The 16,078-nt window shown below is 39.7% G+C and carries 16 protein-coding genes; 14 read left to right on the top strand and 2 right to left on the bottom strand.

Going from position 1 to position 16,078, the window contains the following annotated elements; genetic code table 11:
• The first annotated feature begins 195 nt into the window (after nucleotides 1-195).
• The 3 genes from alaS to AB3I00_RS08555 all read left to right on the top strand — a co-directional run bounded on the left by alaS (nucleotide 196) and on the right by AB3I00_RS08555 (nucleotide 4,902).
• The gene (gene alaS, locus AB3I00_RS08565) at nucleotides 196-2,838 is read left to right on the top strand and encodes an alanine--tRNA ligase (protein WP_368025052.1); all 2,643 of its coding nucleotides are present in this window, start codon (nucleotides 196-198) and stop codon (nucleotides 2,836-2,838) included.
• Between the two features lie 206 nt (nucleotides 2,839-3,044).
• Nucleotides 3,045-3,641 carry an ECF transporter S component gene (locus AB3I00_RS08560; RefSeq protein WP_002315071.1) on the top strand — a complete coding sequence of 199 codons (597 nt, stop codon included), beginning with the start codon at nucleotides 3,045-3,047 and terminating at the stop codon, nucleotides 3,639-3,641.
• A 112-nt stretch (nucleotides 3,642-3,753) separates the two neighbouring features.
• On the top strand, nucleotides 3,754-4,902 hold the full coding sequence (locus AB3I00_RS08555) for a cation diffusion facilitator family transporter (protein WP_002342634.1): 1,149 nt from the start codon (nucleotides 3,754-3,756) through the stop codon (nucleotides 4,900-4,902).
• 46 nt (nucleotides 4,903-4,948) lie between these two features.
• On the opposite strand, the gene AB3I00_RS08550 is transcribed toward AB3I00_RS08555, so the two are convergent.
• A complete protein-coding gene (locus tag AB3I00_RS08550; RefSeq protein WP_002315069.1) occupies nucleotides 4,949-5,353 on the bottom strand; it encodes a ribonuclease HI family protein in 405 nt (134 codons plus the stop codon).
• Between the two features lie 78 nt (nucleotides 5,354-5,431).
• Between AB3I00_RS08550 and AB3I00_RS08545 the strand changes: the two genes are divergently transcribed.
• Complete coding sequence (locus tag AB3I00_RS08545) at nucleotides 5,432-5,881, top strand: EbsA family protein (protein WP_070769885.1); 450 nt, start codon at nucleotides 5,432-5,434, stop codon at nucleotides 5,879-5,881.
• A 103-nt stretch (nucleotides 5,882-5,984) separates the two neighbouring features.
• On the opposite strand, the gene AB3I00_RS08540 is transcribed toward AB3I00_RS08545, so the two are convergent.
• Nucleotides 5,985-6,215, bottom strand: coding sequence for a cold-shock protein (locus tag AB3I00_RS08540; protein ID WP_002315067.1), 231 nt, complete (start codon nucleotides 6,213-6,215; stop codon nucleotides 5,985-5,987).
• Between the two features lie 182 nt (nucleotides 6,216-6,397).
• On the opposite strand from AB3I00_RS08540, the gene AB3I00_RS08535 reads away from it, so the two are divergent.
• From AB3I00_RS08535 to AB3I00_RS08490, 10 genes are all read left to right on the top strand, one after another.
• On the top strand, nucleotides 6,398-8,068 hold the full coding sequence (locus AB3I00_RS08535) for a formate--tetrahydrofolate ligase (protein ID WP_070769886.1): 1,671 nt from the start codon (nucleotides 6,398-6,400) through the stop codon (nucleotides 8,066-8,068).
• 173 nt (nucleotides 8,069-8,241) lie between these two features.
• A complete protein-coding gene (locus tag AB3I00_RS08530; protein ID WP_368025051.1) occupies nucleotides 8,242-8,628 on the top strand; it encodes a hypothetical protein in 387 nt (128 codons plus the stop codon).
• Nucleotides 8,615-9,313: a CBS domain-containing protein gene (locus AB3I00_RS08525; protein ID WP_368025050.1), complete on the top strand. Its 699-nt coding sequence runs from the start codon at nucleotides 8,615-8,617 to the stop codon at nucleotides 9,311-9,313. Before AB3I00_RS08530 ends, AB3I00_RS08525 begins: the two co-directional genes overlap by 14 nt.
• Nucleotides 9,314-9,317: 4 nt before the next feature.
• Complete coding sequence (gene lspA, locus AB3I00_RS08520; protein ID WP_002309326.1) at nucleotides 9,318-9,782, top strand: signal peptidase II; 465 nt, start codon at nucleotides 9,318-9,320, stop codon at nucleotides 9,780-9,782.
• Complete coding sequence (locus AB3I00_RS08515; protein WP_002315064.1) at nucleotides 9,779-10,690, top strand: RluA family pseudouridine synthase; 912 nt, start codon at nucleotides 9,779-9,781, stop codon at nucleotides 10,688-10,690. Before lspA ends, AB3I00_RS08515 begins: the two co-directional genes overlap by 4 nt.
• 232 nt (nucleotides 10,691-10,922) lie before the next feature.
• The gene (gene pyrR, locus AB3I00_RS08510; RefSeq protein WP_002295862.1) at nucleotides 10,923-11,462 is read left to right on the top strand and encodes a bifunctional pyr operon transcriptional regulator/uracil phosphoribosyltransferase PyrR; all 540 of its coding nucleotides are present in this window, start codon (nucleotides 10,923-10,925) and stop codon (nucleotides 11,460-11,462) included.
• Between the two features lie 13 nt (nucleotides 11,463-11,475).
• On the top strand, nucleotides 11,476-12,759 hold the full coding sequence (locus AB3I00_RS08505) for a solute carrier family 23 protein (RefSeq protein ID WP_368025049.1): 1,284 nt from the start codon (nucleotides 11,476-11,478) through the stop codon (nucleotides 12,757-12,759).
• A 12-nt stretch (nucleotides 12,760-12,771) separates the two neighbouring features.
• Entirely contained in the window at nucleotides 12,772-13,698 is a 927-nt protein-coding gene (locus tag AB3I00_RS08500) for an aspartate carbamoyltransferase catalytic subunit (RefSeq protein ID WP_086286038.1), read from the top strand.
• A gap of 18 nt (nucleotides 13,699-13,716) precedes the next feature.
• On the top strand, nucleotides 13,717-14,997 hold the full coding sequence (locus AB3I00_RS08495) for a dihydroorotase (protein WP_368025048.1): 1,281 nt from the start codon (nucleotides 13,717-13,719) through the stop codon (nucleotides 14,995-14,997).
• Between the two features lie 4 nt (nucleotides 14,998-15,001).
• Entirely contained in the window at nucleotides 15,002-16,078 is a 1,077-nt protein-coding gene (locus AB3I00_RS08490) for a carbamoyl phosphate synthase small subunit (protein ID WP_002345088.1), read from the top strand.

The following is a 16,078-nucleotide window of genomic DNA, read 5'->3' as shown; positions in this document are numbered from 1 at the left end:
TTGGCTGAAAAAAGAATAGTCACTAATCAAATTGCTCCCTTTTTCTATTTTGGTAGAAATACCGACGCAGCTCAGCGTTATCGAGTTTAAGAGGTAATGATTACACATCATTGCAATCAAGGTGGTACCGCGAGTTTTCGTCCTTGGCTGTAATGGTGTTTTTTTGTATTTAATTTATAGAAAGCAGGTAATGACATGAAACAATTAAGTAGTGCACAAGTTCGACAAATGTTTCTTGATTTCTTCCAGTCTAAAGGACATACAATTGAACCTAGTGCGTCTTTGATCCCCGTGAACGATCCAACCTTATTATGGATCAACTCTGGTGTTGCAACTTTGAAAAAATATTTTGATGGTTCAGTTGTACCAGAAAATCCAAGAATCACAAATGCCCAAAAGTCTATTCGAACAAATGATATCGAAAATGTCGGTAAAACAGCACGTCACCATACGATGTTTGAGATGCTGGGTAATTTTTCTATTGGTGACTATTTCAAAAATGAAGCCATCCACTGGGCATGGGAATTTTTGACTGATCCAAAATGGATGGCATTCGATCCAGAAAAACTTTATGTAACAGTTTATCCAAAAGATACAGAAGCAAAACGCATCTGGCATGAAGAAGTCGGTCTGCCGCTAGATCACATTATTGATGTAGAAGACAACTTCTGGGATATCGGAGCAGGCCCATGTGGACCAGATACGGAAATTTTCTATGATCGAGGAGAAGCTTATAACGATTTAGCAGAAGATGATCCTGAAAACTATCCAGGAGGAGAAAATGAACGTTATTTAGAAATCTGGAACTTGGTATTTTCAGAATTTAACCATAAACCTGATAATACATTTGAACCACTTCCTCATAAAAACATTGATACGGGCATGGGATTGGAACGTATGGTCTCAATCGTTCAAGATGCGCCAACGAACTTTGAGACAGATTTGTTTATGCCTATTATCCACGCTGTAGAAAAGCTAAGCAAACAAGTAAAATATGGTGAAAACCCAGTAACAGATATTTCTTACAAAGTAATCGCAGATCATATTCGCGCCCTTTCATTTGCTATTGGCGATGGTGCATTGCCATCGAATGAAGGAAGAGGGTATGTCTTACGCCGTTTGCTTCGTCGTGCGGTCATGCATGGGAAAAAATTAGGTATTGAACAAGCATTCTTATATCGTTTAGTCCCTGTCGTTGGGGAGATCATGGTAAGTTATTATCCTGAAGTACTTCAACAAAAAGAATTTATTGAAAAAGTTATCCGTACAGAAGAAGAACGTTTCAATGAAACAATCAATGAAGGTTTGGAAATCTTGAATCAAGTGATCCAAGAAGTGAAAAACGAAAACGGTACGACTCTAGCAGGAAAAGACATCTTCAAACTATACGACACATATGGCTTCCCAGTAGAATTAACGGAAGAAGTGGCAGAAGATGAAGGACTGAAAGTTGATCATGCTGGTTTTGAAAAAGAAATGGACGCACAACGTGAACGTGCTCGCTCTGCCCGTAGTACAGAAAAATCAATGGGTGTACAATCTGCTTTATTGACAGATATCAAAGTAGAAAGTAAATTCATCGGATACACGGAGCAAGAATCAGATAGTCAATTATTGGTCATCGTAAAAGGCGAATCTCTTCTGAACGAAATCGCAGAAGGTGAAGCTCAAATGATCTTTGACCAAACACCTTTTTATGCAGAAATGGGTGGCCAAGTAGCAGACCAAGGTTGGATCATGGATGAAGCAGGAGAAATCGTTGCAGTTGTTACAGATGTTCAAAAAGCGCCTAATGGTCAATTTATGCACACAGTAGAAGTAAAAGCACCAATGAGCGAAGGACAAACCTATCATCTATTGATCGATCAATCGATGCGCAATCGTATCATCAAAAACCATACAGCAACCCATCTACTGCACAAAGCATTGAAAGAAGTACTTGGCGAGCATGCAAATCAAGCTGGTTCTTTAGTCGCTCCTGGACATTTACGATTCGACTTTACCCACTTTGGTCAAATCACTTCAGATGAATTAGCTGAAATGGAAAGAATCGTCAACGAAAAAATCTGGGAAGCTATCCCAGTTGAAACAATTGAAACAGATATCGATACAGCCAAAAATATGGGTGCAATGGCTTTGTTTGGTGAAAAATACGGACATGACGTTCGCGTAGTAAATATTGGCGGTTGGTCAATCGAACTGTGCGGAGGCACACATGTAGCAAACACAGAAAACATCGGAATCTTCAAAATCGTTTCTGAATCAGGAATTGGTGCAGGCGTGCGACGAATCGAGGCTGTAACAAGCAAAGAAGCGTACGAACTACTTGAAGAAGAAGAAAAACAACTAAAACAAGTAGCAACAATTGTTAAATCACCTCAATTGAAGGAAGTTGTTTCAAAAGCGGAACAATTGCAACAGCAAGTAAGAGAGCTGCAAAAGGAAAATGAACAATTAGCTAGCAAGTTAGCGAATCAACAAGCCGGTGATGTATTCAAGGATCCAGAAATGATCAATGGAAAAACAATCATTGCAGCACAAGTAAAAGTGAAAGACATGAATCAGCTGCGTCAATTAGCTGACCAATGGAAACAAAAAAATATCTCAGACATTCTTGTTTTAGCAAACGAACAAGAAGGAAAAGTCAGTCTGCTAGCGGCAATGACGAAAGAATCAAATGAAGCTGGACTAAAAGCTGGCGACTTGATTAAAGCAATCGCACCAAAAGTAGGCGGTGGCGGTGGTGGACGTCCAGATATGGCACAAGCTGGCGGGAAAAATCCTGCTGGTATTCCAGATGCACTTAAAGCTGCGAAAGAATGGCTTGCGCAACAATAGACCGTTTATGTTTGATAGAAAAAAACAACTGTTCAATCATTGAACGAAACACGATCATGGGGGCGAAGACAAATAGTCTTGCCCTCATACTTTTTTCGATGGGATAGAAGAGCGCGTCTAATCAATTGGTCGATTTCGGATGGTCTTTAGTTGACGAAAGTGACAGAAATTTTTACGATTAGTATAAATAAAAAGGGGTGAAAACAATGAATAGCAGAAATAAAACCTTTCGACTAGTCTTACGTGCTATCTTATTAGCAATCATCATCGTACAAGCTATGGTACCTTGGCTTGGCTTTATTCCATTAGGGTTCATCAGTTTAACGATTATTCATATTACAGTAATTATTGCCGCAGTAGTATTGGGTCCAAAAGATGGTATGGTAATTGGCCTGTTTTGGGGAATTGCTACAATTGTCCGTGCCTACGCCATGCCGACAACGCCATTTGATACATTGGTATTCACGAACCCGATTATTTCGGTAGTTCCCAGAGTACTTGTTGGCTTAGTAGCTGGTTTGGTTTTCCACTGGATTTATCAAAAAAATAAATCAATAACAATCAGCTCGATCTTTGCAGGAGTATTAGGTTCATTGGTCAATACAGTCTTAGTGTTAGGATTCATGGGATTATTTTATACAGGTGCAACGGCAGATGCCTATGGTGTAGATTCTGCTCTTTTATTTAAAACCTTAGCAGGAGTTGCAGCAATCAATGGGATACCCGAAGCAATAGGAGCGGGAATCATAACACCATTACTAGCAAAAGCGTTATTTGCAGCAACACCATTAAAACCAGAATAATGGCCATCTTTGAATGAATAATAGGACGCATGATAGATAGAAAAAGGAAGAGAGGAATTGTCCTCTCCATCTTTTTACCTGAGCAACAAGCAAACTAGAAGGGGTAAAAAACTTGGTTAAGAAACAAGAAGAAAAAAAGAAACAAATACCGCAACAGCGGACAAAAAAAGGAGTATTAGCTGGCATATTAGGATTGGTTACGAATCTGATCTTGTTTGTCTCTAAGCTAATGATCGGGCTTTTTTCAGGGAGTGTCTCCATTATGGCTGATGCAGTGAATAGTCTATCAGACACTGCTTCATCCATATTGACTTTGATTGGATTTAAAATTGCTGCAAAGCCAGCGGATCAGGAACATCCTTATGGACATGAACGTTTCGAATATATCAGTGGGTTATTTGTTTCAATCATCATTACTTATGTAGGATTTCAATTTTTAGAGTCATCTGTTGAAAAAATCATCCATCCAGAAAATGTCTCTTTAGCACCCATCGTCTTTTTTGTCCTAATCATTTCCATCTTTTTGAAATTTGCACAAGGAAAAATGTACCAGGTTATTGCACGATCCATTGATTCTGAAACATTGAGAGCTACAGCAACAGATAGTTATAATGATGTCTTTACTACACTGGCTGTATTGCTTTCAGCAGCAATCGAATGGGTAACTGGATGGCGTATCGATGGATATATCGGTTTTGCTTTAGCATTATATATCCTTTATAGTGGATTGACGATGCTTCGGAATTTTGTATATGAGCTATTAGGTAGTCGCCCAACGTCAGCAGAGATTGAAGAAATGGAAGAGCACTTGAATGCTTGCAACGATATACTTGGCTATCATGATTTGTTGGTGCATAACTATGGACCCAATAAACGCTTTGCATCAGTCCACATCGAAGTAAATGAATCAATGAACTTGAATGAAGCACATAAGATTATTGACTTGATAGAAAAAGACTTTAAAAAGTCTTTGGATGTGGAACTCGTCTGTCACTTGGACCCAATGCCTGTTGATAACGAAAAATACTATAATATCTTGCATCAATTAAAGCAAATCCTTCTTGAAACAGGTAGAGGGCTCGATATACATGATTTTAGAGTCATCCATCAAGGGAAAACGCTGCAGTTTGATGTAGTTGTTCCTGAAAAATTCCAATTTGATGATACAGAACTCGAAAGAATTTTACGTATTCAAATAGAAGAGAAAATCGGAGATTATCATTTGGAAATCACGTTTGATCACAATTATCTTTTGTATTAAAGATAAGATACTAAAAAGACTCTTTAAAGTTTTTTCTTCAAAGAGTCTATCTTTCTTTTAATTGTTTTTGTAGGGCTTGTCGTGCGAGGTTATCTGCCCCTTTGTTTTTGTTTTCGGGCAACCATTGTAGGATCAACAAGGAAAAGTCGGGCAGAAGTTCTTTGATTTTTTGGAGATAGGGAAGGAAAAGCTCGTTTTTCGTTGTGTTTTTATCGACTGTAGAAACCAGTGTTTTGCTGTCTGAAAAACAGAAAATCGTTTCATTCTGTAAATCTTTATTCTTTAGAAATTCTAAAGTTTTTAAAAAGACTTCGAACTCTGCTTGATGGTTTGTCCCTACGGAAAGGGGAATAGATAGCTGTTCTTGTTTACCTTGATAGACAATCAAGATCCCTCCCCCGCTAGGTCCAGGGTTGCCTTTTGTAGAGGCATCAATGTATACTTTTAACATAAAAAGAGATTCTCCTTTTTGTTCAAATTAATGTTATGGTAAGATTATATCATTACTGAATCGGTGAGAGGTTAGAGAATGAAAAAAAATATTCGATGGCAGCCTGAACTGGCACATACGATCATCTATTGGTCATTGACCTTGATCATTCTGTTTTTTAGTCTGATTCTTTCTTTAGAAAACACGGGTCCTTATTGGAAAAGCAATGTTGTTTTAGGTGTTTTTCTTGTTTTTCTATTTCTAGGATGGCGGCGTTCTTTTATTTTAAAATCCAACTCGGTCATCATACGCTATGCTGCTTTTTGGAAAGATCGGGAAATAACTGTCGGTCAGATTCGGTCTTTGACACCGACTAATACAGGAGTACAAATGACATTGCAAAATGAGGAAGACCCATCTGTTTTTATGATGCGAAAAAAAGATCAAGTGGTTCTTTTTGATCATCTTGAAAAAAACGGGCCTAAAGTAGGACCATCTTCTCAACAGCAAAGAAATAATATCCCATATACGAAAAATAGAAAAAGTTAATTTTAAAAAATAGGCCCTGAAGAAATGAATCTTTGTAGGAAAAGAAAAGAGTGAGACGTACGGATCAACCCGTTAAGCGTCTCACTCTATTTGATTATCTAAATCAATGTATACTGGATTCGGAAGTCTGAACACTGCCTTTCTTGACATGGGCAGCTTGTGTTCCTCGATTCCCCTCGATGATCTCAAATTCGACCACTTGATTTTCTTCCAAAGTTTTGAATCCCTCTTCTTCAATCGCAGTAAAATGTACAAAAATTTCTTCTGTGTCATCATAACTGATAAAGCCGTATCCTTTTTTGTTGTCAAACCATTTTACAATTCCTGTGGTCAAAGCACTCACGACCTTTCTAAAGTCTGATCATAGCCTTCATTATAAAGAGTATTTATAAGTACGTCAAATAAATTAAAAACCTGTAATTTAATGTTTTTTTTCTGAATAAAAAAAGGTATAATTGGCATATCTTAACAAAGAAGATGTTTTGTTGAATAAAGTTCGTGAAAAGGGGTAATCAAATGAAGAGTGATCTGCAAATTTCACAAGAAACAGAGCTAGAACCGATTATTGAAGTAGCTAGTAAATTAGATCTTAAGGAAGACGATTTGGAACTGTATGGGAAATATAAGGCGAAAATCAATTTTTCTGGAATCAATCGATCAAAGGATAACGCTGAAGGGCATTTGATCTTAGTTACTTCCATCAATCCAACACCAGCTGGCGAAGGAAAGTCAACGATCACTGTAGGGTTAGGAGACGCGCTCAATAAAATCAATAAAAAATCTGTTATTGCACTGCGAGAACCCTCACTTGGTCCTGTGATGGGAATCAAAGGTGGTGCTGCAGGCGGAGGATATGCACAGGTATTGCCTATGGAAGATATCAACTTGCATTTTACTGGTGACATGCATGCTATCACAACAGCTAATAATGCATTATCTGCTCTTTTAGATAATCATATTCATCAAGGAAATGAATTGAACATCGATGCCCGCCGAGTGATTTGGAAACGGGTAGTCGATCTCAATGATCGTGAACTGCGTAAAGTAATCGTGGGCTTGGGTGGGCCAATCCAAGGTGTCCCAAGAGAAGATGGGTTTGATATCACAGTTGCTAGCGAAATCATGGCTATCTTGTGTCTTGCGGCAGACCTTGAAGATTTAAAGGCTCGTCTTGCAAGGATCGTTGTCGGCTATACATTTGACCGTCAGCCTGTGACTGCTGGAGACTTGAAAGCAGAAGGCGCTCTGGCATTACTGCTGAAAGATGCAATCAAGCCGAATCTTGTACAAACAATTTACGGAACACCAGCTTTTGTCCACGGGGGACCGTTTGCCAATATCGCCCATGGCTGCAATAGTATTTTAGCTACCAAGACAGCATTGAGATTAGCAGATTACGTTGTCACAGAGGCAGGATTTGGTGCAGATCTTGGCGGAGAGAAATTTTTAGATATCAAAGTACCTAACTTGAAAAAAGCGCCGGATGCAGTGGTGATCGTCGCAACAATCCGCGCATTGAAAATGCATGGTGGAATGAAAAAAGATGAACTTAAAAATGAGAATCTTGACGCTTTGAAAATAGGTTTTGCAAATTTAAAACGTCATATACGTAACATGGAACAATACCAACTCCCTGTGATCGTTGCAATCAATGAATTCGTAACAGATACAGATAGTGAGCTTACACTGCTGGAGCACTTGTGCGAAGATCAGGGAATCCTTGCTAAAAGAGCAAGTGTATGGGCAAATGGAGCAGAAGGTGGCGTTGATTTAGCAGAAGCTGTGGTACGATTGATTGATAGAAAAGAAGCTGATTACAAGCCATTGTATCGCCTAGAAGAAACGATACAAGAAAAGACTGAAACAATCGTCAAGAAAATCTACGGAGGAAATGGTGTTGTTTTTAGTAAAAAGGCGCAAAAACAAATAGAAGAATTTACGAAAAATGGATGGGATAATTTGCCGATTTGTATGGCGAAAACCCAATATTCATTCTCTGATGATCCTTCATTGCTAGGCGCACCTGAAGATTTCACCATCACGATCCGAGAGATCATCCCAAAATTAGGGGCAGGATTTTTAGTAGCCTTAACTGGGGATGTTATGACGATGCCTGGTTTGCCTAAAAAACCTGCTGCATTAAATATGGACGTGACAAACGACGGAGAAGTATTGGGATTGTTTTAAGCTTGATTATAATCTACCGTATACTAAATGACTTTCATTAAACATAAGAGGAGCTGTATTTTGACTACAGCTTCTTTTTTTGAAGGTGTCAAGAGATTAATTGTGTTTGCACTAGGATCATTCTTTTTCTTTATTGTATTTTGAGCTATACTAAAGCATAATAGGAGGGTACGATGAAAACGACATTTATAAGAAAAACCGGTTTTTACGGTATGGGCAGCTCGATTCAATTAAGAATCAATAATGAAAAACGCAGTGTTCTCAATCATGAACAAAAGATAACGCTTGATCTGGAAGTGCCCTTTACGATGCAGGTCACCTTTTATTGGCTAAAAAGCCCCGTTTATACAGTGAAAGAAGCAAAGCCTGTTTATGTGATCACAATGAATGGTTTGATTCTTCAAATCTACCCGTTCTTATTTCTGGCAACTGGATTGGGGGCCGTTTTCCTACAAAATCTATTTTTCAGTTTTTTTGCAGTTGTCGTGATGTTTGCGTTCTTTTTCTATATAAAAAACCGGGCATATTTGATCAAGGAGGAAAATTATGGCAAACTCTGATCTTTTTTTAATCAGTTTCAATCGAATCGAAAAATGGATGAGAGACGAGATGGGAAATGCACGAAACATGGGATTTACCGAACTTGTCAGACGCCTAGCTCAAAGAAAACAATTGATGATCAGAAAATATGAAGATGATCTTTTACAGCTTGCTCAGTTAAGGAATGCGATCGTCCATGACCGGATCGCCGTCGATTTTGTCATTGCAGAACCAAATGATTGGACAGTCAAGCGAATCCAGCTGATCGAACAAGAACTGATACGCCCAGAAACCGTACTACCTCGATTTGCGAAACGTGTAACAGGTTTTGAGCAAGATCTTCCGCTACTTGAACTGTTAAAGATAGTATCAGAAAAAAGGTATTCACAGTTTCCGTTATACAATAAAGGAAAATTTGTAGCATTGATTACTTTACGGAATATCGGATTTTGGCTAGCAAAAGAAAGCCAAAAAGGTCCTGTTGATTTAACAAATAAACGAGCATTGGATTTGATTATCCAGAATGGGAAGTACACAAATTATCATTTTGTTCCAGCTAAAACACATATTTACGAGGTTGAAGCGATGTTTCGCGAGCAAGGAACTTTGGAAGCCGTACTTATCACTAAAGATGGGAATCCCGATGGTAATCTGCTTGGGATCATACGACCTCGCGATATTTATAAACAAATAGAAAAGGATTGATTTTTTGTTAATTATTTATTGGATATTCAGCGCTCTGCTAGTGGGAGTGGATCAGCTGGTCAAATGGTGGATCACTGATAATTTAGCACTTGGAGAGACGAAAAGTCTTATACCAGGTATTTTGTCACTGAATCATATTCGAAACACTGGAGCCGCATGGAGTATGCTAGAAGGGAAGATGTGGTTCTTTACTATAGTGACACTCATTGCAGTCGTTGTGATTCTCACATTGATGATTAAAAATCGTGAAAAAGGCAATCGCTGGTTCATGATTGGATTGAGCCTGATTCTAGCTGGTGCGATTGGCAACTTTATTGATCGTCTCCGACTTGGCTATGTAGTAGATATGTTTCAAACAGACTTTATGAACTTTCCAATTTTCAATGTAGCAGATGTGACACTTGTATGTGGAGTGATCTGTATATTAATTTATATTATTTTAGATGAAAAGGATCAAAGAAAAAAATGACAGAACTTAAAACAACGATTCGCCATGAATCTGGTAGGATCGATAAAGTATTGACTAATCTATTCAGTGATTACAGCCGTTCGCAAATTCAATTGTGGCTGAAAGAACGTGCGGTTTCTGTCAATGGACAACCAGTCAAAGCAAATTACAAAGTAAAACAAGGAGACGAGATCACTGTCTTGATTCCTGAACCAGAAACATTAGATGTTGTCCCAGAGAACATCCCGTTGACCATCGTTTACGAAGATGAAGATGTTGCGGTAATCAATAAACCCCAAGGAATGGTCGTTCATCCTTCAGCAGGTCATACGCATGGCACAATGGTCAATGCGCTGATGTATCATATCAAGGATCTTTCTACGATCAACGGGGTTATCCGACCAGGTATCGTCCACCGAATCGACAAAGATACTTCAGGTCTGCTGATGGTTGCTAAAAATGACCAGGCACACGAATCATTAGCTAAACAACTAAAAGATAAGACTTCTTTACGTAAATATGTTGCTTTAGTCCATGGAGAGATTCCTCACGAAAAAGGCACGATCAATGCGCCAATCGGCCGTTCGAAAGAAAACCGAAAAATGCAGGCGATAAGAGAAGATGGGAAGCCAGCTGTCACGCATTTTACTGTGTTGGAACGTTTTGAAGGTTTTACTCTGGTTGAATTAAAACTGGAAACTGGAAGAACACATCAGATCCGTGTGCATATGAAGTATATCGGCTATCCGTTAGCTGGAGATCCAGTATATGGACCGAAGAAAACTTTGAAAGGCAATGGCCAGTTTCTCCATGCGCAAATGCTAGGTTTTACACACCCGACTACAAACGAAAAGATGGTCTTTGAAGCACCTCTTCCAGAAGTTTTTGAAAAAACTTTAGAAAAATTAAGAAAAAACATTGCATTTTAATTTAGATAACGGTATAGTAATTAACAACGAAAGCATAAAACTTAATAGAATTCCTTTAAGTTTAGTCCCGTGAGGCTAAGAAGGGTGGGAGCAAGGATACGTATGGTGCGCCATAAAGTAAATTGCTCATTGACATATAGCTATCAGTGTATCAGTATACGCTCAGTCTAAACATTCCTCCTGTCCTCTTAGGGCAGGAGTTTTTTTATGCAAAAAAGTAGGGGGAATGAAAATGCAAGCAAAAGAAGTAGTAGATCAGGTAACGATGAAGCGAGCATTGACTCGAATTACTTATGAGATTATCGAGAGAAACCATAGTATCCAAGATATCGTATTGGTAGGTATCAAAACACGAGGGATCTACATTGCATCAAGAATCGCTGAACGTTTGAAGCAACTAGAAGATATCGATATTCCTGTGGGAGAACTAGATATCACTTTATACCGAGATGACAAAAAAGAAAATCCAGAAGAACCGGAACTTCATTCTTCTGACATCCCAGTTTCCTTAGAAGGAAAAGAAGTTATTTTGATTGATGATGTTTTGTATACAGGACGAACGATTCGAGCGGCAATGGACGCAGTAATGGATTTTGGCAGACCAAGAAAAATTTCATTAGCAGTCCTAGTAGATCGTGGGCATCGAGAATTGCCAATCCGTGCAGATTATGTTGGAAAGAACATTCCAACATCTCGGGCGGAAGAGATTTTAGTAGAGATGCAAGAGCTTGATGGACAAGATCGCATCATGATTTTGAAAGAGGAAGATTAGAGGAGAGAGAAACATGTCGGAGAAAAAAGGATTTCATAATGATGACGTGGTGTTAGATATCCACGATCGCCCAACCCCAGGACATTGGGTTGGATTAAGTTTACAACACTTGTTCACGATGTTCGGAGCAACCGTGTTAGTACCTATCTTAGTAGGGATCGATCCAGGTATCGCGCTAGTCAGTTCAGGACTAGGGACATTGGTGTACTTATTTACTACTAAAGGAAAGATACCGGCGTACTTAGGAAGCAGCTTCGCTTTCATTGCGGCGATGCAGCTTTTGATGAAAACAGATGGTTATCCAGCGATTGCACAAGGAGCAGTCACAACTGGATTAGTCTACTTGATTGTTGCGCTGATCATCAAAAAGATCGGTTCAGCATGGCTGGATAAAATCTTGCCTCCGATCGTCGTCGGCCCAGTCATCATGGTTATCGGGTTGGGACTTGCGGCAAATGCAGCAACAAATGCTATGTATAATCAAGGCACATATGATTTCAAGTATATTGCCGTAGCACTGATCACATTAGGATTGACCATCTTCTTCAACATGTGGCTAAGAGGTTTTCTCGGATTGATTCCGATTTTACTAGGTATTATTAGCGGGTACATCGTAGCCTTGCTGTTTGGAATCGTGGATACTAAGCCAATCGTAGACGCTGCCTGGTTTGCTGTTCCTAACTTTGAGATTCCATTTGTACACTATGAACCAAAGCTATATCTTGGAGCAATCACAACAATGGCACCCATCGCTTTTGTGACAATGACAGAGCATATCGGCCATCTTATGGTATTGAATAAACTAACTAAACGTAATTTCTTTGAAGAACCGGGTCTTCATAAGACGTTGACAGGTGATGGTTTAGCACAAATCGTAGCAGCCTTCGTTGGTGGACCTCCTGTAACAAGTTACGGCGAAAACATTGGTGTTCTGGCTATCACACGCGTCCATAGCGTGTTTGTGATTGGGGGAGCTGCAGTCTTTGCAGTCGTTTTGGGATTCGTAGGAAAATTAAGCGCTTTGATTTTAAGTATCCCTGGACCAGTCATCTCAGGAATCAGTTTTATCTTGTTTGGCGTCATTGCAGCAAGCGGAATGAAGATTTTGATCGAGAACAAAATCGATTTTGACAAAAAGAAAAATCTGTTGATTGCTTCAGTTATCCTAGTAGTAGGAATTGGCGGACTTGTCTTTGAAGTAGGCACATTTACATTGTCGGCAATGGCGTTAGCAACTGTACTTGGCATCATTTTAAATCTTATCTTACCAGAAACTTCACGAAGCGAAGAAAACTAAGGAGGAAACATTATGATCATCAAATCAGAACGTATCAGTTTAAAGCATTTATTGACCGTTGAGGCACTTACTGACCAAGAAGTTATGGGCTTGATTCGCAGAGGGCAAGAATTCAAGCAAGGGGCTAATTGGACTCCGCAAAAGCGCCAGTACTTTGCTACAAACCTCTTTTTCGAAAATAGTACCCGCACACATAAAAGTTTTGACGTAGCGGAGAAAAAACTAGGGCTCGAAGTGATTGAATTTGAAGCAAGTACAAGCTCTGTCCAAAAAGGAGAAACGTTATACGATACAGTACTGACGATGTCTGCATTAGGTGTAGACGTAGCGGTCATCCGTCATGGTGATGAGAACTATTATGACGAACTGATACAAAGCAAAACCATCCAGTGCTCGATTATTAATGGGGGAGACGGAAGCGGACAGCATCCAACCCAATGCTTGCTTGATTTGATGACCATTTATGAAGAATTTGGACACTTTGACGGACTGAAAGTTGCCATTGTAGGGGACATCACTCACTCTCGGGTAGCGAAATCCAATATGCAGATGTTAAAACGCTTAGGTGCACAAGTATTCTTCTCAGGTCCTAGAGAATGGTACGATGAGGAGTTCGAAGTATACGGACATTATATGCCATTGGACGAACTGCTAGATCAAGTTGATGTCATGATGATGCTTCGAGTGCAACACGAACGCCATGATGGAAAAGAAAGCTTCTCAAAAGAAGGCTACCATCAGGAATATGGTTTAACAGTTGAACGTGCGAAGAAGCTGCAAAAACATGCGATCATTATGCACCCAGCACCAGTTAACCGCGATGTGGAATTAGCTGATTCATTAGTGGAAGGATTACAGTCACGAATCGTTCAACAAATGAGCAATGGTGTCTTTGTCAGAATGGCAATCTTAGAAGCAGTGCTAAATGGAAAAGCGTAATTATAGGAGGATGAAAAAATGAAAACACTCATTAAAAACGGTCAGATCAATACACGAAAAAATATGACGATACCAGCAGAAATTTGGATAGAAGATGGGCGAATCAAAGCAATCGGTACAGGATTCTCAGAAGCCGAATTTGATGAAGTGTTTGATGCAAAGGAACAATTGATCACACCTGGTTTAGTGGACGTCCATGTCCATTTGAGAGAGCCAGGATTTACATACAAGGAGACGATCGAAGCTGGAACTCGCTCAGCTGCACGTGGTGGTTTTACTACTGTATGCGCGATGCCAAATTTAAATCCTGTACCTGATACGGCAGAAAAGCTGAAACAAGTATATGACATCATTAGAAAAGACGCAGTTGTGAAGGTATTACAGTATGCGCCAATCACAGAAAATCTGCGAAGTGAGAAATTAGTTGATCAAGAAGCACTGATTGAAGAAGGTGCTTTTGCTTTCACAAATGACGGTGTAGGTGTCCAAACGGCTGGAACGATGTATCTGGCTATGAAAGAAGCTGCGAAAAACAATAAAGCACTAGTAGCCCATACAGAAGACGAATCTTTATTATTTGGCGGTGTTATGCACGCTGGCAAGAAGGCAGAAGAACTTGGTCTTCCCGGAATCTTAAGTGTAACCGAGTCTTCTCAAATCGCTAGAGATCTGTTGCTAGCTGAAGCAACTGGTGTTCATTACCATGTGTGCCACGTATCTACTAAAGAGAGTGTCCGAGTAATCAGAGACGCAAAAAAAGCAGGAATCCAAGTAACAGCGGAAGTTTCGCCCCATCATCTTATTTTGATCGACGAAGATATTCCCGAAGATTTCGGCTTTTGGAAAATGAATCCACCGCTAAGAGGACGGGAGGACAGGGAGGCCTTGATCGAAGGTTTGCTTGACGGCACAATCGATTGTATCGCTACAGATCATGCCCCGCATGGATTAGAAGAAAAAAGCCAAAGCTTCATGAAATCACCATTTGGCATCGTAGGAAGCGAAACAGCATTCCAACTGATTTACACTCATTTTGTAGAAACTGGACAATTCACATTGGAACAAGTAATCAATTGGTTGGCAGTTAAACCGGCTGAGATTTTTGGTTTGAATGCAGGAACGCTGACAGTCGGCGCACCCGCTGATGTAGCAATTTTTGATATTACAAAAACTTGCACGATCGATAAAGAAGACTTTTTATCAAAAGGGGAAAATACACCTTTTATCGGCTGGAAAGTAAAAGGCGAAACACAAATGACTTTTGTCAACGGAAAACTTGTGTGGCAGAAGGGAGAATAAAAGTATGGAACGTTTGCTTATATTAGAAGATGGAACAGTTTTCGAAGGAAAAGCTTTCGGCGCGGATGCAAATGTCTTCGGAGAAATCGTTTTTACAACAAGCATGACTGGTTATCAAGAAACCATCACCGATCAAAGTTTCAACGGTCAAATCATTACATTTACCTATCCTATGGTGGGCAATTATGGGGTAAATAGAGATGATTATGAATCGATTTCTCCAACATGCAAAGGAGTAGTAGTAAAAGAGCACGCGCGTGTAGCTTCAAACTGGCGAAACCAAATGACGCTAGATTCATTTTTGAAACAAAAAGGGATTCCTGGAATATCAGGTATCGATACGCGCGCCCTTACTCGTAAAATCCGTGAAGTCGGAACGATGAAAGCAAGTATCGTTGATGCTGGAGATTCCTTCGAACATGCATTTGATCAGCTGAAAGCAACCGTTCTAGCAACCAATCAAGTGCAGCAAGTCTCCACTAACAAACCCTATCCAAGTCCAGGCACAGGACGGAAAGTCATCGTCATTGACTTCGGCTTGAAACATAGTATTTTACGAGAATTGAGTAAAAGAAACTGTAACCTTACAGTACTTCCCTATAACACAGATGCCGAGACGATTTTAGCGCTATCACCAGACGGAGTCATGCTGACGAATGGACCTGGTGATCCAAAAGATGTGCCAGAAGCAATCGAAATGATCAAAAAAATCCAAGGAAAAGTACCGATTTTTGGTATTTGTCTTGGCCACCAGTTATTTGCTTTAGCCAACGGTGCAGATACCTATAAAATGAAATTCGGACATCGAGGATTAAATCATCCAGTCCGAGAAGTAGCGACCGGAAGAATTGATTTTACTTCTCAAAATCATGGCTATGCAGTCGATGAAGCCACGATTGATCCAGAAAAACTCATCGTAACCCATGTAGAAGTGAATGACGGAACAGTAGAAGGAGTCAAACACAGAGATTATCCCGCTTTCAGTGTGCAGTTTCATCCAGATGCTGCCCCTGGTCCGCATGATGCACTACATTTATTTGATGAATTTATGGAAATGATGGATGCAGGAAAGGAGCAGTAA

This window comes from Enterococcus sp. C76, from assembly GCF_040886985.1.
GTDB lineage: Bacteria > Bacillota > Bacilli > Lactobacillales > Enterococcaceae > Enterococcus_B > Enterococcus_B lactis.
The sequence above is the reverse complement of the archived record's forward strand: the minus strand, read 5'-3'. Positions and strand labels throughout refer to the sequence as shown.